The sequence below is a fragment of the Kluyvera sp. CHPC 1.2972 genome, assembly GCF_036759925.1.
In the GTDB taxonomy this organism is placed as follows: domain Bacteria; phylum Pseudomonadota; class Gammaproteobacteria; order Enterobacterales; family Enterobacteriaceae; genus Kluyvera.
Genome location: NZ_JAPKIB010000002.1, coordinates 204,357 through 222,794 on the forward strand (window position 1 = coordinate 204,357; position 18,438 = coordinate 222,794).

An 18,438-nucleotide genomic window follows, 5' to 3' on the forward strand; every position below is an offset into this window, starting at 1 on the left:
CAGACATGCATCATCTCGTATCAGCGTATAGCTTTGGGTAATATGTGCCAAATTTTACCGGATCTGGAGAGTTGCAATGCGTGGTGATTTCTACAAACAGTTAACGAACGACCTGGACACTGCTCGTGCGGAAGGGTTGTTTAAAGAAGAACGTATTATCACCTCCGCTCAGCAGGCGGATATCACCGTGGGCGATGGCAGCCACGTTATCAACTTTTGCGCCAACAACTACCTTGGCCTGGCGAACCATCCTGAACTGATTAACGCCGCGAAAGCGGGCATGGACAGCCACGGTTTCGGTATGGCTTCCGTTCGTTTTATCTGCGGGACTCAGGATAGCCATAAGGCGCTGGAGCAGAAGCTGGCCAGTTTCCTCGGTATGGAAGATGCGATTCTGTACTCCTCTTGCTTCGATGCCAACGGCGGCCTGTTTGAGACGCTGCTGGGTGCAGAAGATGCCATTATCTCCGATGCCCTGAACCACGCGTCTATCATCGACGGCGTGCGTCTGTGTAAAGCGAAGCGCTTCCGCTACGCCAATAACGATATGGCTGAACTGGAAGAGCGCCTGAAAGAGGCTCGTGCAGCCGGTGCGCGTCATGTGTTAATCGCGACCGACGGCGTGTTCTCCATGGATGGCGTGATTGCCAACCTGAAAGGGGTGTGCGACCTGGCGGATAAATACGATGCGCTGGTGATGGTCGATGATTCCCACGCCGTCGGTTTTGTCGGTGAAAATGGCCGTGGCTCCCATGAATACTGCGACGTGATGGGCCGCGTCGACATCATCACCGGTACGCTGGGTAAAGCGCTCGGCGGTGCGTCCGGTGGCTATACCGCTGCCCGCAAAGAGGTAGTGGAGTGGCTGCGTCAGCGTTCTCGTCCTTATCTGTTCTCCAACTCTCTGGCACCAGCCATTGTCGCGGCGTCTATCAAAGTGCTGGAGATGGTTGAGTCTGGCGCTGAACTGCGCGATCGCCTGTGGGCTAACGCGCGTCTGTTCCGCGAAAAAATGACCGCGGCAGGTTTCACCCTGGCAGGTGCCGATCACGCGATTATCCCGGTGATGCTGGGTGATGCCGTGATTGCGCAGAACTTTGCCCGTGAACTGCAAAAAGAAGGGATCTACGTAACCGGCTTCTTCTTCCCGGTCGTACCGAAAGGCCAGGCGCGTATTCGTACCCAGATGTCGGCGGCGCATACGACGGAACAAATTGAACGTGCGGTGGAAGCCTTTACCCGCATCGGTAAACAACTGGGCGTGATTGCCTAAGGGTGTGAGATGAAAGCGTTATCCAAACTGAAAGCGGAAGAAGGGATCTGGATGACCGATGTTCCTGAACCGGAACTCGGCCATAACGACCTGCTGATTAAAATTCGCAAAACCGCCATCTGCGGCACCGATGTGCATATCTACAACTGGGATGAATGGTCGCAGAAGACGATTCCCGTTCCGATGGTTGTGGGCCACGAGTACGTCGGTGAAGTGGTGGGTATTGGCCAGGAAGTGCGTGGCTTTAAGGTCGGCGACCGCGTCTCCGGCGAAGGCCATATCACCTGCGGCCACTGTCGTAACTGCCGTGCCGGTCGTACGCACCTGTGCCGTAACACCATCGGTGTGGGCGTGAATCGCCCGGGCTGCTTTGCGGAGTATCTGGTGATCCCGGCGTTTAACGCCTTCAAAATCCCGGACAACATCTCTGACGATCTGGCCTCTATCTTCGACCCATTCGGTAATGCGGTGCACACGGCGCTCTCTTTCGACCTGGTGGGCGAAGATGTGCTGGTCTCCGGTGCAGGCCCAATCGGCGTGATGGCGGCGGCCGTGGCAAAACACGTGGGTGCGCGTAACGTGGTGATCACCGACGTTAATGAATACCGTCTGGAGCTGGCGCGCAAAATGGGCGTTACCCGTGCGGTTAACGTCTCCAAAGAGAATCTGAACGACGTGATGGCTGAACTGGGCATGACCGAAGGCTTCGATGTGGGCCTGGAGATGTCCGGCGCACCGCCAGCGTTCCGCTCTATGCTCGATACCATGAACCACGGCGGGCGTATCGCGATGCTGGGTATTCCACCATCAGATATGTCCATCGACTGGACCAAAGTTATCTTTAAGGGGCTGTTTATTAAAGGTATCTACGGTCGTGAAATGTTTGAAACCTGGTACAAAATGGCGGCGTTACTCCAGTCTGGTCTGGACCTGTCTCCGATCATTACCCACCGTTTCGGTATTGACGATTTCCAGAAGGGCTTTGACGCTATGCGTTCAGGTCAGTCGGGTAAAGTTGTGCTGAGCTGGGATTAATCATAAAAGGCCTGGATAGCTCTCCAGGCCTTTTATTTTCGGCTCATTCTCTAGTAGGCTATCGCCAGTTTCATTTTAAAGCGAAGGGCGAGCATGGCCAGCCAAACAATTGATGTTAGCGTTATTATTCCGGTTTATAACGGTGAAAAGAGTATCCAGCAAATTGTTGATGCTGTTTTAGCTGAACACAGGGTTTCGTTGGAACTCATCGTCATTGATGATGGCTCTACGGATAATACGCAAAGCATCCTCTCTTCAATAAACGACGATCGTCTGAAAGTTATCTCCCAGCAAAATAGTGGCGTATATGTTGCTCGTAATGCTGGATTAGCGGCCCATCAGGGAAAATGGTTGATTCTCCTGGATGCGGATGACGAAATTCATCCGGATATGATTTATTCCCGCCATAAGTTAGCGGAAGACAATCGCTGCGATGTCCTGATTTCGAACGGGATGTTTACTCGAGAGCGCCATCAGCACCATGGTCATCATGTTCATTCTCGGCAGGTCTATAATCAGCCTCAGCCCGGTTTTAAGTGGATTAATCATGCGGTTAAGGTTAAGGAGTGGCCGCACTACATCTGGCTACAAATCGTCAGCTCTGAGTATATCAAGAGGCACAATATTGATTTCCATATTGGCAGCAGCCATAAGGACATTTTGTGGACGACAGAACTTGCCCTTGCCAATGGCATTTTTTATGTTTCAGAAATGCCTGACTATTACTATATAAAAAATACCGAGTCTATTACTAACCATACGCGTTACTATGATCCGCGCGCCTATAGCTATATTGATATCATCAGCAAGCTGATTGTCTACGCAAAACGCCCTGAATATGCGGATGTTCGTCGCTCATTACTGGTTCATGCGTTAAAAGAGAGCGGGCATTTCCTCGGCTTATATCGCCGTAAAATTAAAGATAAAGTGGCCGTGCGGCAGAAATTCAATGAAGTGATAAGCTTGGCTGACCTGGCAAAAGGAATAACCGATATTCACAGTGCGTGGTTCTTCTTCAAACTGTGGCTGAAAATGCGAGGTTAATTGCCGGGCAGCCCGCTCATCAGGATACCCGGTATCGTTCTATGCTCCGTTGTTCCACCCCTGCCACTGCAGCTGCATATACTGCACCAGCGTGCTGTGGGTGATGCTCTCGCTTAATACGTTGAAGAAACGGCTGGCGTACACCGGCTCCAGCGGTTTTTTCGGCTTGCAGAGCGTCACGCCGCGGAACGGATTGCGCGGTGCGGTGGGCAGGCTTTGAGGCGGCAGGCTATTGTTTGGCCTTGAGGTATCAACCTGCGGCTCGTTGAGCAGGCTGCTTGGACGCACCAGAGTAATATCCGACGGCAGATTGTAGACCATCTGTTGTAGAACGCGGACGGTGGTTGGGTGCGGGTGACCAATCGCGATGGCCGACCCGTTGCGACGCGCTAAATCGATAGCCCGATTAAACTGCACGCGGATATCCGCTTCGTTTTGCGTATCGTCCAGGAAGATTCGACGTTTAATCACCTTCACGCCGGTACCGTTCGCGGCGCGCATGGCCTGGCTGTTGCCGATGGTCATGCTGTCGAGGAAATAGAGGTTATAGCGACTGAGCGCCTGCATCACCTTTTGCATCCCAAACAGGCTTGAGGTCATTGCGCTGCCCATATGGTTGTTCAGCCCGACGGCGTACGGCACTTTATCCACGGCTTCACGAATAATGCGCTCGATCTCATCGCTGCTCATATCCGGGCGAAGCGTGTCTTTCTCCAGCGGCTGCTTGCTGAGCGGCGCCATCGGCAAGTGAATCAGTACCTCATGCCCGCTGTTGTGGGCTTTGGTGGCCATTTCACGTGCGTGAGGAGCGTTGGGTAACACGGCGACGGAAATGGTGGATGGCATCGCCAGTACCTGATTTTCCGTCTGCGGACGATAACCAAAGTCATCGATAACGATGGATAATTTACCGGCGTAACTCGGTGCGGCTAATGCCAGCGCACCGAGCAGAACTACCCTGCGAAATTGAAGCAAAACTTATCTTCCCAACCACGGCAGTGGATTGACCGCCTGACCCTGACGGCGAATTTCGAAATAGAGTGACGGTCTGCCCTGACCACCACTGTTGCCCACCAGAGCGATAGGCTGACCGGCGCGCACCTGTGTGCCTACGCTAACCAGCGCGCTTTGGTTATAACCGTACAGGCTCATATCGCCTTTACCGTGCTCAACCACCACCACAAGACCGTAGCCCTGGAGCCAGTCGGCAAGAATGACGCGCCCATCGGCGATGGCCTTCACCTCAGTGCCTTCCGATGCGCTGATAACCATCCCCTTCCAACGTAGTTCACCTTGCAGCTGTTCGCCATAACGGTGCAGCGTTGTCCCGCGAACCGGCCAATAGGCTTGGCCACGTGGCGCGCCCAGGCCGCCGGTGCGGGCCATCAGCGAGCGTTCACTTTCGGAAGGTTTGTAGGTCGTGCCTTTACGGGTGGCTTCCTGCTGGCGGCCGCGTACGGCTTCAGCTTCACGCGCTTCACGTTCGGCACGGGCTTTGGCGGCAGCTTCCGCGCGGGCAATGCTGCTACGCAGACGGGATTCGTTTGCGCGCATTTCACCGAGCTGCTGCTGACCCGCCTGGATGGAGGATTCGAGCCCAGAGAGGGTTTTCTGACGCTCATTACGCGCCGCTTCGAGTTTGGCCTGCTGAGCCTTCTGCTCATACAGCAGCGTTTGCTGCTCGCTCTGCTTCTCTTCCAGCTCGGTTTTTTGCGCCGCGACTTCTTCACGCGTCTGCTTAAGCTCGGCGATAGTCTCCTGGCGCGCCTGGTTCAGATAGCCAAAGTAGGCCTGAAGGCGCTGCCCGCGTTGACTCTCTTCACCGCTGAGAATCAACTGAATGCCTGAATGCTCACCCTGGCGGAACGCAGCATCAAGCTGCGCGGCCAGATTACGCTCCTGCGCGGCACGCTGTTTTTCCAGCTTAGCGATGGAGGCGTTCATATTGGCAATTTGCGTGTTGAGCTGAGCCAGCGAATTTTGCGTATCACGTAGCTGACGCGCGGCGGCGGCGATGGCCTGTTCCTGCGCTTTTAGCTGGGCGAGAAGGGTGGAGCGTTGTTGTTGCTGTTGGCGTACCGCACGCTCTTTCGCGGCGATATCGGCCTGAATAGACTGGAGCTGTGAGCGATCGTCCGCATGGGCGGGCGCGGCGCACAGCAATACGCCAGCGCTGAGCGCGCTGGCGTAGAACGTGGACCGAAGCGTCGCTTCGGCCCATTTAATGGAATAAATCGCCTTTCCCCTCATGGGGAGGGATTATTCCACGATGAACAGCGGCTTACCAGTCATCTGTTGCGGGATTTCCATCCCCATCAGCGTCAGCATGGTTGGCGCGATATCGGAAAGCTTGCCGCCTTCCACCGCTTTCACGGCTTTATCACCAACGTAGATCAGCGGAACTGGCAGGCTGGTGTGTGCGGTATGCGCCTGGCCGGTAGCCGGGTCACGCATCTGTTCAGCGTTGCCGTGGTCAGCGGTAACCAGCAGCTGGCCGCCCACTTTCTCGACGGCGCGAGTGACTTCATCCAGGCAATGATCCAGCGCTTCAACCGCTTTCACCGCCGCTTCCATCACGCCGGTATGACCAACCATATCGCCGTTCGGGTAGTTACAGATGATGGTGTCGTACTTACCGCTTTCGATAGCCGCAACCAGCTTCTCGGTCAGCTCAGCGGAGCTCATTTCCGGCTGCAGGTCGTAGGTCGCCACTTTCGGGGAGTTGATCAGAATGCGATCTTCGCCTTTGAACGGGTCTTCTACGCCGCCGTTGAAGAAGAAGGTAACGTGCGCATATTTCTCGGTTTCGGAGATGCGCAGCTGGGTTTTCTCATGCTTCGCCATCCACTCGCCGAAGGTGTTTTCCAGTGAGGCTGGTGGATAAGCGCAAGGTGCTTTGATGTCTGCTGCGTATTCCGTCAGCATGATGAAATCGCCCAGCTTCACTTCTTTGCGACGTTTGAAGCCATCGAAGTCAGCGTTAACGAATGCACGGGTGATTTCGCGCGCGCGGTCAGCACGGAAGTTCATGAAAATCAGCGCATCGCCATCTTCCATCGCGGCATCGGCCTGGCCGGCTGCGCGGATAACGGTCGCTTTCACGAATTCGTCGTTTTCATCGCGAGCGTAAGCAGCTTCCAGCGCGGCAACCGCGGTGTCAGCCTGGAATTCGCCTTTGGCTTCAACCAGCAGGTTGTAGGCTTGTTCAACGCGATCCCAACGGTTGTCACGGTCCATCGCATAGTAACGGCCGATGATGGAGGCTACACGACCTTTGCCCAGCGCGGCAAATTTCTCTTCAAACTTCTGCAGAGAGCCGTTAGCGCTGCGCGGCGGGGTGTCGCGACCGTCGAGGAAGGCGTGCAGGTAGATTTTTTCTGCGCCACGTTCAGCGGCCAGTTCGACCATTGCCATAATGTGGTCTTCATGGCTGTGTACGCCACCGGCGGACAGCAGGCCCATGATGTGTACCGCTTTACCCGCAGCAACCGCTTTATCTACCGCGCCGGACAGTACCGGGTTAGCGAAGAAAGTGCGCTCTTTAATTTCAACGTCAAGACGGGTCAGGTCCTGATACACGATGCGGCCTGCGCCCAGGTTCACGTGACCGACTTCAGAGTTACCCATCTGACCGTCTGGCAGACCGACTTCCAGGCCAGAAGCGTGGATCAGGGTATGTGGACGTTTTGCCCACAGCGCGTCCATAACCGGAGTTTTAGCGCTGTAAATAGCGTTATCCTGATGCTCTTCGCGGTAGCCGTAGCCATCCAGAATCACCAGTACCATAGGTTTTTTAGTAACCGACATTGCGACAACCTCATGCTCTAAAGACAGAAAATTTGCGTAATTTTACTACAGCTGAATCGATAAAATAACAACGAGAGATCAAAGAAAGCGGGGAGATGCGCGCTGAAAAACGCACAATTCCTCCCTTTTTTCCGTAGCACTCCGCAGAAAACGCATTACATCGCGCGCGCTGGCTGTATTTGCGCCACGCCGCAGGTATACTCCATCCCTGGTTTTTAAACATTACACGTCGGGAGCTGTTACCCCCCATGCAAGAGATTATGCAATTTGTTGGTCGTCACCCTGTCCTGAGCATCGCGTGGATCGCGCTGCTGGCGGCCGTACTGGTCACCACCTTTAAGGGGCTGATGTCTAAAGTTAAGGTCATCAACCGTGGTGAAGCGACCCGTCTGATTAACAAAGAAGACGCGGTGGTGGTTGACCTGCGTCAGCGTGACGATTTCCGTAAAGGCCACATCGCGGGTTCTGTAAACCTGCTGCCAGCTGAAATCAAAGCCAACAACGTGGGCGAGCTGGAAAAACATAAAGACAAGCCGGTTATCGTTGCCGATGGTTCCGGCATGCAGGCGACGGAATCTGCGAGCGCGCTGCTGAAAGCCGGCTTTGAAAAAGTCTTCGTACTGAAAGAAGGTATCGCAGGCTGGAGCGGTGAAAATCTGCCTCTGGTTCGCGGCAAATAATTCCGGCTCATTCATCGGGTAAAGTCAGGAGAGCTGTCATGGCTAAGATTGAGATCTATACCAAAGCGACATGTCCTTATTGCCATCGTGCGAAGGCGCTGCTGTCTGAAAAAGGCATTGCCTTCCAGGAACTGCCAATCGATGGTAATGCCGAAAAGCGCGAAGAGATGATTCAGCGCAGCGGCCGCACCACGGTTCCGCAGATTTTTATTGATGCACAGCACATTGGCGGCTGTGACGACTTGTACGCGCTTGATGCGCGTGGTGGACTCGATCCCCTGCTGCGCTAATGCTTTGCGAAGCGTTCACGCCTGACCTGAGCGGGCGTGAGGCATACCGCTTTTTTTAAGGACAACACGAAAGGGTTTTTACACATGTCAGAACAAAACAACGCAGAAATGGCTTTCCAGATTCAGCGCATCTACACCAAAGATGTCTCTTTTGAAGCACCAAATGCACCACACGTTTTCCAGAAAGATTGGCAGCCAGAGGTTAAACTTGATCTTGATACCGCTTCCAACCAGCTGGCTGAAGGCGTGTATGAAGTGGTGCTGCGTGTCACCGTAACGGCGACCCTTGGCGAAGAAACGGCGTTCCTGTGCGAAACTCAGCAGGCGGGTATCTTCTCCATCGAAGGTATTGAAGGGACTCAGATGGCTCATTGCCTGGGTGCATACTGCCCGAACATCCTGTTCCCGTATGCGCGTGAATGCATCACCAGCCTGGTTTCCCGTGGGACTTTCCCACAGCTGAACCTTGCGCCGGTTAACTTTGATGCGCTGTTCATGAACTATCTGCAACAGCAGGCTGGCGAAGGTGCAGAACAACATCAGGATGCCTGATGAACGCATTTAATGCTTCAATGACTGTGATCGGTGCCGGCTCGTACGGCACCGCTCTTGCCATCACCGTGGCAAGAAACGGCCACCAGGTTGTACTCTGGGGCCACGACCCCAAACATGTCGCGACCTTACAGCACGATCGCTGCAATGCGGCATTCCTTCCCGACGTTTCGTTCCCTGATACCCTCCACCTGGAAAGCGACTTAGCGACCGCGCTGGCTGCCAGCCGCGATATTCTGGTGGTGGTGCCAAGCCACGTATTTGGCGATGTATTGCGCCAGATGAAACCGCTGCTGCGTCCTGACGCGCGCCTGCTCTGGGCGACGAAAGGGCTGGAGGCTGATACTGGCCGCCTGCTGCAGGACGTGGCGCGTGAAGCGCTGGGCGACGAGATACCACTGGCGGTGATTTCCGGCCCGACCTTTGCCAAAGAGTTGGCAGCAGGTATGCCAACGGCGATTTCGCTGGCGGCCACGGACCCGGTCTTTGCCGACGATTTGCAGCAATTGCTGCATTGCGGCAAGAGCTTCCGCGTCTACAGCAACCCGGATTTCATTGGCGTCCAACTGGGCGGCGCGGTGAAAAACGTGATTGCGATTGGCGCGGGTATCTCCGACGGTATCGGCTTTGGCGCGAATGCACGTACGGCGCTGATTACCCGTGGGTTGACCGAAATGTCGCGCCTCGGCGTGGCGCTGGGGGCTGACCCGGTGACCTTTATGGGCATGGCGGGGCTCGGTGACTTAGTGCTGACCTGTACCGACAACCAGTCGCGCAACCGTCGTTTCGGCATGGCGCTGGGGAAAGGCGCACAGGTTCAGGAAGCGCAGGACAGTATTGGCCAGGTGGTCGAAGGTTACCGTAATACCAAAGAAGTCCGCGAGTTGGCGCACCGCACAGGTGTCGAAATGCCAATAACCGAGGAAATTTATCAGGTATTATATTGCGGAAAAAACGCGCGCGAGGCAGCATTGACCTTATTAGGTCGTGCACGCAAGGATGAGCATAGCGGCAGCTAAAAACGCAGGAAACCTTTGTCATCCCGACGATCCGGCAAGCGCAGACTTGCCGATCGTTCCAATATGTCTGGAGTAAGCAATGTCGTGTGAAGAACTGGAAATTGTCTGGAACAATATTAAAGCGGAAGCCAGGGCTCTGGCGGACTGTGAGCCTATGCTCGCCAGTTTTTATCACGCGACGTTACTCAAGCACGAAAACCTCGGCAGCGCCTTAAGCTACATGCTCGCCAATAAGCTGGCTTCGCCGATTATGCCCGCTATCGCTATTCGCGAAGTGGTGGAAGAGGCCTACGCCGCAGACCCGGAAATGATCGCCGCCGCCGCCTGTGACATTCAGGCCGTGCGCACCCGTGACCCGGCGGTCGACAAATATTCTACGCCGCTGCTGTACCTGAAAGGCTTCCACGCCTTACAGGCCTACCGTATCGGCCACTGGCTGTGGGCGCAGGGGCGACGCGCGCTGGCCATTTTCCTGCAAAATCAGGTTTCGGTGTCGTTCCAGGTGGACATTCACCCCGCGGCGAAGATTGGCCGTGGCATCATGCTCGACCACGCGACCGGTATTGTGGTGGGCGAAACGGCGGTTATTGAAAACGACGTCTCTATCCTGCAGTCCGTGACCCTCGGCGGGACCGGTAAAACCAGCGGCGACCGTCACCCGAAAATTCGTGAAGGCGTGATGATTGGGGCTGGGGCGAAGATCCTCGGCAATATTGAAGTGGGTCGCGGTGCGAAGATTGGCGCGGGCTCGGTGGTGCTTCAGCCGGTGCCGCCACACACCACCGCTGCGGGCGTACCGGCGCGTATCGTCGGCAAGCCGGAGTCGGATAAACCGGCGATGGATATGGACCAGCACTTCAACGGTATTAACCACGGCTTTGAGTACGGCGACGGAATTTAACGTTGCTGTTTTCCCGGCGTCGCTTCGCTCGGCCGGGCTACCTTCAAATGTAGCCCGGGCAAGGTGCTAGCTGCGCAATACCGCGCCCGGATACCCCAGCTGGCGCCACGCCTCATACACCACCACCGACACCGCGTTCGACAGATTCATGCTGCGGCTGTCCGGCATCATTGGAATCCGAATTTTTTGTTCCGGCGGCAGCGCGTCCAGAATGGTCGCCGGTAGCCCGCGCGTTTCTGGGCCAAACATCAGATAGTCACCGTCCTGATAGCTTACCGCGCTGTGTGCGGGCGTACCTTTGGTGGTCAGGGCAAACAGACGCTGCGGGTTTTCGCTCTCAACAAAGGCGGCGTAATTGGCATAGCGTGTCACGGCGGTGAACTCGTGGTAGTCCAGCCCAGCGCGGCGTAAGCGCTTGTCGTCCCAGGCAAAACCCATCGGTTCGATGATATGCAGACGAAAGCCGGTGTTGGCGCACAGACGGATGATGTTCCCGGTATTGGGTGGGATTTCAGGTTCGAATAAAACGATGTTAAGCATGCTGCCCCCTTGGATTGCGGGGCAGGATAGCAGAATTTAGGGAAACCCTCACTCGAACAGCGTACGCCGTTTCGTCCCCTCGCCCCTACTAGGGTGAGGGGGAAAAACCGCACGGACCTACGCCGCGCTCCCTTGCTTAATCATCTGAAACGCCTGCGCCACTTCTCCACTCTGCACCAGCGAATCACGGCTAATCTCTTTAATCGATTTCGCTCCGGTCAGCGTCATCGCCACCTTCATCTCTTTCTCAACCAGATTCAGCAGATTAGCCACGCCCGCCTGGCCGTGTGTCGCCAGCGCATACAGATACGCGCGGCCTAACAGCACGCTATCCGCACCCAGCGCAATCATGCGCACCACGTCCAGGCCGTTACGGATACCGCTGTCGGCCAGGATCGTAATATCGCCTTTCACCGCATCGGCAATCGCCGGCAGCGCGCGGGCGGAGGAGAGCACGCCGTCGAGCTGGCGGCCGCCGTGGTTGGAGACGACGATCCCGTCGGCGCCGAAGCGCACCGCGTCGCGGGCATCTTCCGGGTCGAGGATCCCTTTGATCACCATCGGGCCATCCCAGAATTCGCGGATCCACTCCAGGTCTTTCCACGAGATGGACGGATCGAAATTATTCGCCAGCCAGCCAATGTAATCTTCCAGCCCGGTTGGCTTGCCGAGGTAGGTGGAGATATTGCCCAGGTCGTGTGGGCGACCGTTCAGGCCTACGTCCCACGCCCACTGTGGATGGGTGGCGGCCTGCCAGTAGCGGCGCATGGCGGCATTCGGGCCGCTCATGCCGGAGTGGGCGTCGCGATAGCGCGCGCCTGGGGTTGGCATATCAACGGTAAAGACCAGCGTTGAGCAGCCCGCCGCTTTGGCGCGCTCCAGCGCGTTGCGCATAAAGCCGCGATCGCGCAGCACGTACAGCTGGAACCACATCGGGCGCTTGATGGTTGGCGCCACTTCTTCAATTGGGCAGACTGAAACGGTGGAGAGCGTAAACGGAATACCTTTGGCATCGGCGGCGGCGGCGGCCTGCACCTCACCGCGACGGGCGTACATACCACATAAGCCAACCGGTGCCAGGGCGACTGGCATAGAAAGCTGCTCTTTGAACAGCGTGGTTTCGAGGCTCAGGTCGGACATATTTCTCAGGATACGCTGGCGCAGCGCCACATCTGACAGGTCTTCCACGTTGCGGCGCAGGGTGTGTTCCGCATACGCGCCACCGTCAATATAGTGGAACAAGAACGGTGGCAGGATGCGCTGGGCGGCGGCGCGGTAGTCACTCGCGGCGGAAATAATCATGCTTTTTTCTCCCTGGAAAGTTCAGTGTGGTCGTCGGGCAGGCGGGTGATCCGTGCCTGGCGGGCCAGGTCTTCATCAAAACGTTTAATGGTGGTGTGGACAAAGCCGAGGTGCGCCATCATTGCCTGACGGGCGCCTTCGGCATCGCCAGCGGTAATGGCGTTCAGTACGGCCAGATGCTGCTCGGTCAGCTTCGCAAAGACCGGCGGCACCAGATACATGCGCTCGCGGCTCTGAATGACCGAGGACTGCAGGAGGTCGAAAAAGCCGCGCATGGTTTGCAGCAGCACCACGTTATGGGATGCCTCAGCGATGGCCAGATGGAAACGCACGTCGGCCTGCGAGGCGAGATCCGGGTCGTCGCTCTGGGTGGCTTCAAAGCAGAGGCGGATTTTCTCTTTGTCGGCATCGGTCGCGCGCATCGCGGCGTACCATGCGGTGCTGGCTTCGATGGCGTGGCGGGCTTCAAGGATATCGAAACTGTAGTCCGGGTCGTCGGCCAGCAGGGTTTTCAGCGGTTGCACAATATTCTGTTCAGACCACCCCTCATGCTGCCAGCGTACGAAGGTGCCGCCGCCGCGACGGCTGAGCAGTAGTCCTTCGCTCACCAGCTTCGCCAGCGCTTCGCGCAGAGAGTTGCGCGAGACGCCAAGCTGGGCTGCCAGCTTTCTTTCGGCGGGCAATCGCATGCCCGCCTCCAGCTGCTGTTCTTCAATCAGTGCCCGCACGCGGCAGGCGACATCGTCTGACAGACGTTTGGGCAGTATTATCACGGAATCATCCAGGTTAAGACGTAAGCCTGCAGCGTGGTAATCACGCCCACCATACAGGTGAAGATCAGGCTGTGTTTCACGGTAAAGCGGAACAGGTCAGCCTCTTTGCCCACCAGGCCAACCGCCGCACAGGCAATGGCGATGGACTGCGGTGAAATCATCTTCCCGGTCACGCCGCCGGTAGTGTTGGCGGCAACCAGCAGCACGTCCGACACGCCAATCTGTTGCGCGGCGGTCGCCTGAAGCGCGGCGAACAGGGCGTTGGAAGAGGTGTCTGAACCGGTCAGGAACACGCCAAGCCAACCCAGGAACGGTGAGAAGAAGGTAAAGGCGTGGCCGGTATGCGCCAGCGCGAGTGCCAGCGTCGACGACAGGCCGGAGTAGTTCGAGATAAAGGCGAACGCCAGCACCATGCCGATGGAGTAAATCGGTAACGCCAACTCTTTCAGCGTGGAGCCGAAGGTGCTGATGGCGTCTTTTGGCTTCATGCGCAGCCAGACGATGGAGAGCAGGGCGGCAAACAGAATCGCGGTGCCGGTTGCCGACAACCAGTCGAACTTATACACCGCTGCATAGGCCGTGGCCTGATTTACCACCGGTGGCATACGCGCAACCAGCTTGTCGAGGTACGGTACCGAAATGTTAATCACCAGGTCATACAGCGCGCCGCCCGGTGCGAACAGTGCTTTAAACGGTGGAATACTCCACAGCGTTACGGTGGCGGTCAGGAACAGGAACGGCGACCAGGCGCGAACCACTTGTCCTGCGGTGTAGTGGGTGCGCGACAGGTTCATATCGACCTGCGAAGCGCCCATATCGCCAAAGCGGAAAATACGTACCGGCTGCCAGCGCTTGAGGAACAGCGTCAGACAGACCAGAGAAACCAGTGAAGAGATGATGTCCGGCAGTTCCGGCCCCAGGAAGTTGGAGCTGAGGTACTGAGCGATAGCAAACGAACCGCCCGCGACCATCACGGCAGGCCAGGTCTCTTTGACGCCGCGCCAGCCGTCCATAATCGCCATAATCCAGAACAGCACGATAATGGTCAGGAACGGCAGCTGGCGGCCAACCATCTGGCCAATGTGGAAGCTATCGAGCCCGGTAACCTGACCGGCAACCAGAATCGGGATCCCCATCGCACCGAACGCCACTGGCGCGGTGTTGACGATAAGGCACAGGCCTGCGGCATACAGCGGATTAAAGCCAAGACCAACCAGCAGCGCGGCGGTAATCGCCACCGGCGCACCAAAGCCCGCCGCCCCTTCGAGGAATGCCCCGAAGGAGAAGCCAACAATCAGCATTTGCAGACGCTGGTCCGGGGTAATTGAGAGGATTGACGAACGAATAATGTCAAACTGCCCGGTCTTCACCGAGATTTTGTAGACGAAGACGGCAGCGATAATAATCCAGGCAATCGGCCATAGGCCGTAGAAGAAGCCGTAAACCACCGACGCCAGCGCGCGGTCAACCGGCATCTTGTAGAACAGCAGCGCCACGGCCAGGGCGATAAATACCGTCCAGCTTGCCGCGACATAGCCTTTCAGCTTGAGCTTAATCAGCGCGAAGAAGAAGAACAGGATCGGAAGTGATGCGATCAGACTAGACAGCCAGATATTCCCAGCCGGGTCGTAGTTTTGTTGCCAGAGGCTCATGCAGGTCTCCAGGGGGCCACACGCGCCGGTTGCGGTGAGTCTATGCTCAGCTCTGCTTCACGGTTTGTGTAAAAGTGGCCCTGCCAATATGGTGATGTAGGGGTAATGCCAATGAATGGTTAACTAAATGTTATGTTCTAGCAACGTGTTTGTGATTAGAAATAATGGAATTGTGAACCAATAGCGATTTGGTTGTGAAATTGGTTGGGCCAATTGCGGGAGAGATTTTGGGGGGAGGAAAGACAACCTTCTCCCGGCGGGAGAAGGTTCAGGAGAGGTGACTTAGAACTCGCTCTTCGCGAACCCGGTCATTTCCTGCAGACCCATTTCGCGGCCAAGCGCGCTCATTGGGTGCACAACGACCAGACCACGGACGCTTTTCTTCAGCTTGCCCATGTCGGCCTGTTCTTTTTTGGTAATCGCACGGCTGAATGGCAGTTTGGTCAGCTGCTGTGCTTCTTTACTGAGCTTCTGAGTACGGACTTCACGCAGGCGCGCGATTTCCGTTTCAAGCTTGGTTTTTTCAACTTCAAGCTCGGCGTACTTTTCGGCGCCTTCCACCAGGGACAGCGCTGCCTGCTGGTGGCGAATAGCATCAAGCAGGTCGCTCAGGCGTTTAATTTCGTTTTTTTCGATTTCTTTCATGTTGCCGGTATCTGATAACAAATAGACGTAATAGCCTCTAGTATGCGCGTTGTCGCTCATTTCTGGTAGTTAATTATACAAAATCGAGAAGTTACATCACGTGATAATAAGCATGTAATAGATATATTTGCATGAATTTAAAGGTGATTTTTTAAATGAGTTAGCGCGATCGCTTTTTTGAAAATAAGTGACAAAAATCCGCACATTTTCCTTAACCGGGTTGGCATTGATTATCCATGCTTAAGATAAGGTTAATCGATGAGGAGGATGTGCGATGAGCAATAAAATGGGTGAAAACATTCCGCAGATTATCGATAAAGCGGTCGATTTTATGGCCTCCAGCCAGGCGTTTGTCGAGTACCTGCACAAAAAGCCGCATAACGATCGCGTGCCGGACGATATTCCGGAAGATAAAGCCGAGATGTTCCTTGAGCGTCTGGCCTACTATCGCAACCTGTACCGTCCGGTAGACTCGCAGTACAAATAGCGTCGGTTTGGGCTGTTTCTCAAACGGGTAATGCACTGGGTATTACCCGGGATATGCTTGCTTCTCTCCAGAAATAAAAATTACCCCGCCGGGTGATGGCGAAAATAGCGTTTGAGCATTATTTTCAACATATCGGTCAGTCGTGTCTTCGGCCGCCAAACATCTCAAAAACCCGAATAGCGTGAATCTGGGGCAGGTATGTTTCTAAACTATTTTGCGTTGGGTGTGCTCATCTTCGTCTTTCTGGTGCTGTTTTACGGAATCATCATGATTCATGATATTCCCTATAACATCGCGAAAAAACGCAACCATCCCCATGCCGATGCGATTCATACCGCCGGGTGGGTTAGTCTGTTTACTCTGCACGTGATATGGCCGTTTTTATGGATCTGGGCGACGCTCTACCAGCCCGACCGGGGGTGGGGCATGCAGTCGCATATTCCTGCGCCAGAGCCCCAGTCGCCCGCTGACGATACGCTTGCCCGGCTTACCCAAAGGGTGACGGAGCTTGAGCAAAAGCTGGCGGAAATTCGCCCCTCGGCTGACACGACTGCGGAGCAATAAACATGGATCTGCTGATTGTTTTGACCTACGTCGCGCTCGCGTGGGCGGTATTTAAAATATTCCGTATTCCGGTGAATCAATGGACGCTGGCAACCGCGGCATTAGGCGGTGTCTTTTTAGTTAGCGGACTTATTTTATTAATGAACTATAACCACCCTTATACCTTTACGGCGCAGAAGGCGGTAATTTCCATTCCAATTACGCCGCAGGTCACCGGCGTAGTCAGTGAAGTGACGGATAAAAATAACCAGCTAATTAAAAAAGGCGAGGTGTTATTTAAACTCGACCCGACCCGCTATCAGGCACGGGTTGACCGCCTCCAGGCTGACCTCGTCACCGCCACGCACAATGTTGATACCCTGAAGGGCCAGCTTTCCGAAGCGCAGGCCAATACTACGCGAGTTTCCGCAGAGCGTGACCGCTTGTACAAAGACTACCAGCGCTATCTTAAGGGCAGCCAGGCACGGGTGAACCCTTTCTCTGAAAGCGATATCGATAACGCCCGGCAGAACTATCTCGCCCAGGATGCGATGGTCAAAGGCTCGGTTGCCGAGCAGTCGCAGATTAAGAGCCAACTGGACAGCATGGTCAACGGCGAGCAGTCGCAGATTGTCAGCCTGCGCGCGCAGCTGGCGGAAGCCAAATATAACCTCGACCAGACGGTGGTTCGCGCCCCGAGCGACGGCTACGCCACGCAGGTGCTGATTCGCCCAGGTACCTACGCCGCCGCACTGCCGCTGCGCCCGGTGATGGTGTTTATCCCGGAACAAAAACGGCAGATAGTGGCGCAGTTCCGCCAGAACTCGCTGCTGCGACTGGAAGCGGGCGATGATGCCGAAGTGGTGTTTAACGCGCTGCCCGGTCAGGTGTTCCACGGTAAGCTCGCCAGCATACTGCCGGTGGTGCCCGGCGGCTCCTATCAGGCGCAGGGGGCGCTGCAATCGCTGACGGTGGTGCCGGGGACGGACGGCGTCATGGCGCTGATTGATTTAGACCCTAACGAAGAGGTGGATTCGCTGCCGGACGGTATCTACGCGCAGGTTGCCGTATATTCCGACCATTTCGCCCACGTCTCGGTGATGCGTAAAGTCCTGCTGCGCATGACCAGCTGGATGCATTATCTCTATCTGGATCACTAGACAAGTAAAAAGCAGAGGGCGAATGCAGCTGCCTGAGCCATACTGATCTCTTTGTTGGCACAAAGGAGATGATGATGAAACTGGTCGGCAGCTACACCAGCCCATTTGTACGCAAAATATCGGTCCTCTTACTGGAAAAGGGGATCGCCTTTGAGTTTGTTAACGAACAGCCCTACAACGCTGAAAACGGCGTGGCGCAGTACAACCCGCTGGGTAAAGTGCCCGCGCTGGTGACGGATGACGGCGAGTGCTGGTTCGACTCACCGATTATCGCCGAGTACATCGAGCTGTTGGGCGTTGCGCCGGAGATGGTGCCGCGTGACCCGCTAGCCGCACTGAAAGTACGTCAGATGGAATCTCTGGCTGACGGCATTATGGATGCTGGCCTGGCCTCCGTACGTGAACAGGCTCGCCCAGCCGCGCAGCAATCAGAAGCCGAAGTGCTGCGCCAGCGTGAGAAAATTCGCCGCAGCCTGGATGCACTGGAAGGCTATCTGGCCGACGGTACGCTGAAAACCGATACCCTCAACCTGGCTACCATCGCCATTGCCTGTGCGATTGGTTACCTGAACTTCCGCCGCATTGCGCCGGGCTGGTGCGTGGAACGGCCGAATCTGGTGAAGCTTGCGGAAACGCTCTTCCTGCGTGAAAGCTTTGCACGCACCGAACCGCCAAAGGCTTGATTGAACGCTATAACGCGGAGCCGCTGTACATTGTACAATCCCTCCCTTATGA

At 55.8% G+C, this 18,438-nt stretch carries 20 protein-coding genes; 12 read left to right on the forward strand and 8 right to left on the reverse strand.

Annotated features, from left to right (window positions below):
• The first annotated feature begins 76 nt into the window (after positions 1 to 76).
• From kbl to V6944_RS04495, 3 genes are all read left to right on the forward strand, one after another.
• Positions 77 to 1,273: a glycine C-acetyltransferase gene (gene kbl, locus V6944_RS04485; RefSeq protein ID WP_333498050.1), complete on the forward strand. Its 1,197-nt coding sequence runs from the start codon at positions 77 to 79 to the stop codon at positions 1,271 to 1,273.
• Positions 1,274 to 1,282: 9 nt separating this feature from the next.
• On the forward strand, positions 1,283 to 2,308 hold the full coding sequence (tdh, locus tag V6944_RS04490; protein ID WP_333498051.1) for an L-threonine 3-dehydrogenase: 1,026 nt from the start codon (positions 1,283 to 1,285) through the stop codon (positions 2,306 to 2,308).
• Between the two features lie 93 nt (positions 2,309 to 2,401).
• Positions 2,402 to 3,352: a glycosyltransferase gene (locus V6944_RS04495; protein ID WP_333498052.1), complete on the forward strand. Its 951-nt coding sequence runs from the start codon at positions 2,402 to 2,404 to the stop codon at positions 3,350 to 3,352.
• A 39-nt stretch (positions 3,353 to 3,391) separates the two neighbouring features.
• Here the strand turns inward: V6944_RS04495 and V6944_RS04500 are convergent, their stop codons facing one another.
• Genes V6944_RS04500 through gpmM form a run of 3 tightly spaced genes read right to left on the reverse strand, consistent with a single transcriptional unit; the run spans position 3,392 to position 7,159 of the window.
• Positions 3,392 to 4,327 (reverse strand): divergent polysaccharide deacetylase family protein, encoded by a 936-nt coding sequence (locus V6944_RS04500; RefSeq protein ID WP_333498053.1) that lies wholly within the window; start codon positions 4,325 to 4,327, stop codon positions 3,392 to 3,394.
• A 3-nt stretch (positions 4,328 to 4,330) separates the two neighbouring features.
• The gene (gene envC / locus V6944_RS04505; RefSeq protein ID WP_333498054.1) at positions 4,331 to 5,602 is read right to left on the reverse strand and encodes a murein hydrolase activator EnvC; all 1,272 of its coding nucleotides are present in this window, start codon (positions 5,600 to 5,602) and stop codon (positions 4,331 to 4,333) included.
• A gap of 9 nt (positions 5,603 to 5,611) precedes the next feature.
• Positions 5,612 to 7,159 carry a 2,3-bisphosphoglycerate-independent phosphoglycerate mutase gene (gene gpmM, locus V6944_RS04510; RefSeq protein WP_333498055.1) on the reverse strand — a complete coding sequence of 516 codons (1,548 nt, stop codon included), beginning with the start codon at positions 7,157 to 7,159 and terminating at the stop codon, positions 5,612 to 5,614.
• A gap of 248 nt (positions 7,160 to 7,407) precedes the next feature.
• On the opposite strand from gpmM, the gene V6944_RS04515 reads away from it, so the two are divergent.
• The 5 genes from V6944_RS04515 to cysE all read left to right on the forward strand — a co-directional run bounded on the left by V6944_RS04515 (position 7,408) and on the right by cysE (position 10,601).
• The gene (locus V6944_RS04515; protein ID WP_333498056.1) at positions 7,408 to 7,839 is read left to right on the forward strand and encodes a rhodanese-like domain-containing protein; all 432 of its coding nucleotides are present in this window, start codon (positions 7,408 to 7,410) and stop codon (positions 7,837 to 7,839) included.
• Between the two features lie 38 nt (positions 7,840 to 7,877).
• Positions 7,878 to 8,129, forward strand: coding sequence for a glutaredoxin 3 (gene grxC / locus V6944_RS04520; protein ID WP_333498057.1), 252 nt, complete (start codon positions 7,878 to 7,880; stop codon positions 8,127 to 8,129).
• Positions 8,130 to 8,213: 84 nt separating this feature from the next.
• The gene (gene secB, locus V6944_RS04525) at positions 8,214 to 8,681 is read left to right on the forward strand and encodes a protein-export chaperone SecB (RefSeq protein ID WP_064541041.1); all 468 of its coding nucleotides are present in this window, start codon (positions 8,214 to 8,216) and stop codon (positions 8,679 to 8,681) included.
• Complete coding sequence (gene gpsA / locus V6944_RS04530; RefSeq protein ID WP_333498058.1) at positions 8,681 to 9,700, forward strand: NAD(P)H-dependent glycerol-3-phosphate dehydrogenase; 1,020 nt, start codon at positions 8,681 to 8,683, stop codon at positions 9,698 to 9,700. The genes secB and gpsA overlap by 1 nt, the downstream gene beginning before the upstream one ends.
• A 79-nt stretch (positions 9,701 to 9,779) precedes the next feature.
• On the forward strand, positions 9,780 to 10,601 hold the full coding sequence (gene cysE / locus V6944_RS04535) for a serine O-acetyltransferase (RefSeq protein ID WP_185667467.1): 822 nt from the start codon (positions 9,780 to 9,782) through the stop codon (positions 10,599 to 10,601).
• Positions 10,602 to 10,667: 66 nt separating this feature from the next.
• Here cysE and trmL read toward each other — a convergent pair whose 3' ends face one another.
• From trmL to V6944_RS04560, 5 genes are all read right to left on the reverse strand, one after another.
• Entirely contained in the window at positions 10,668 to 11,141 is a 474-nt protein-coding gene (gene trmL / locus V6944_RS04540) for a tRNA (uridine(34)/cytosine(34)/5-carboxymethylaminomethyluridine(34)-2'-O)-methyltransferase TrmL (protein WP_333495458.1), read from the reverse strand.
• Positions 11,142 to 11,258: 117 nt separating this feature from the next.
• Positions 11,259 to 12,443 carry an FMN-dependent L-lactate dehydrogenase LldD gene (gene lldD / locus V6944_RS04545; protein ID WP_333498059.1) on the reverse strand — a complete coding sequence of 395 codons (1,185 nt, stop codon included), beginning with the start codon at positions 12,441 to 12,443 and terminating at the stop codon, positions 11,259 to 11,261.
• Positions 12,440 to 13,216: a transcriptional regulator LldR gene (lldR, locus tag V6944_RS04550; protein WP_185667464.1), complete on the reverse strand. Its 777-nt coding sequence runs from the start codon at positions 13,214 to 13,216 to the stop codon at positions 12,440 to 12,442. The genes lldD and lldR overlap by 4 nt, the downstream gene beginning before the upstream one ends.
• Positions 13,213 to 14,868, reverse strand: coding sequence for an L-lactate permease (lldP, locus tag V6944_RS04555; RefSeq protein WP_333498060.1), 1,656 nt, complete (start codon positions 14,866 to 14,868; stop codon positions 13,213 to 13,215). The genes lldR and lldP overlap by 4 nt, the downstream gene beginning before the upstream one ends.
• A 282-nt stretch (positions 14,869 to 15,150) precedes the next feature.
• On the reverse strand, positions 15,151 to 15,513 hold the full coding sequence (locus tag V6944_RS04560; RefSeq protein WP_185667462.1) for a YibL family ribosome-associated protein: 363 nt from the start codon (positions 15,511 to 15,513) through the stop codon (positions 15,151 to 15,153).
• Between the two features lie 274 nt (positions 15,514 to 15,787).
• Between V6944_RS04560 and V6944_RS04565 the strand changes: the two genes are divergently transcribed.
• The 4 genes from V6944_RS04565 to V6944_RS04580 all read left to right on the forward strand — a co-directional run bounded on the left by V6944_RS04565 (position 15,788) and on the right by V6944_RS04580 (position 18,386).
• Positions 15,788 to 16,000 (forward strand): hypothetical protein, encoded by a 213-nt coding sequence (locus tag V6944_RS04565; protein WP_333498061.1) that lies wholly within the window; start codon positions 15,788 to 15,790, stop codon positions 15,998 to 16,000.
• 198 nt (positions 16,001 to 16,198) lie between these two features.
• The gene (locus V6944_RS04570; RefSeq protein ID WP_333498062.1) at positions 16,199 to 16,564 is read left to right on the forward strand and encodes a DUF3302 domain-containing protein; all 366 of its coding nucleotides are present in this window, start codon (positions 16,199 to 16,201) and stop codon (positions 16,562 to 16,564) included.
• Positions 16,565 to 16,566: 2 nt separating this feature from the next.
• Positions 16,567 to 17,703, forward strand: coding sequence for an HlyD family secretion protein (locus V6944_RS04575; RefSeq protein WP_220440692.1), 1,137 nt, complete (start codon positions 16,567 to 16,569; stop codon positions 17,701 to 17,703).
• 74 nt (positions 17,704 to 17,777) lie between these two features.
• Positions 17,778 to 18,386 carry a glutathione S-transferase gene (locus tag V6944_RS04580; protein WP_185667458.1) on the forward strand — a complete coding sequence of 203 codons (609 nt, stop codon included), beginning with the start codon at positions 17,778 to 17,780 and terminating at the stop codon, positions 18,384 to 18,386.
• The last annotated feature ends 52 nt before the right edge of the window (positions 18,387 to 18,438 follow it).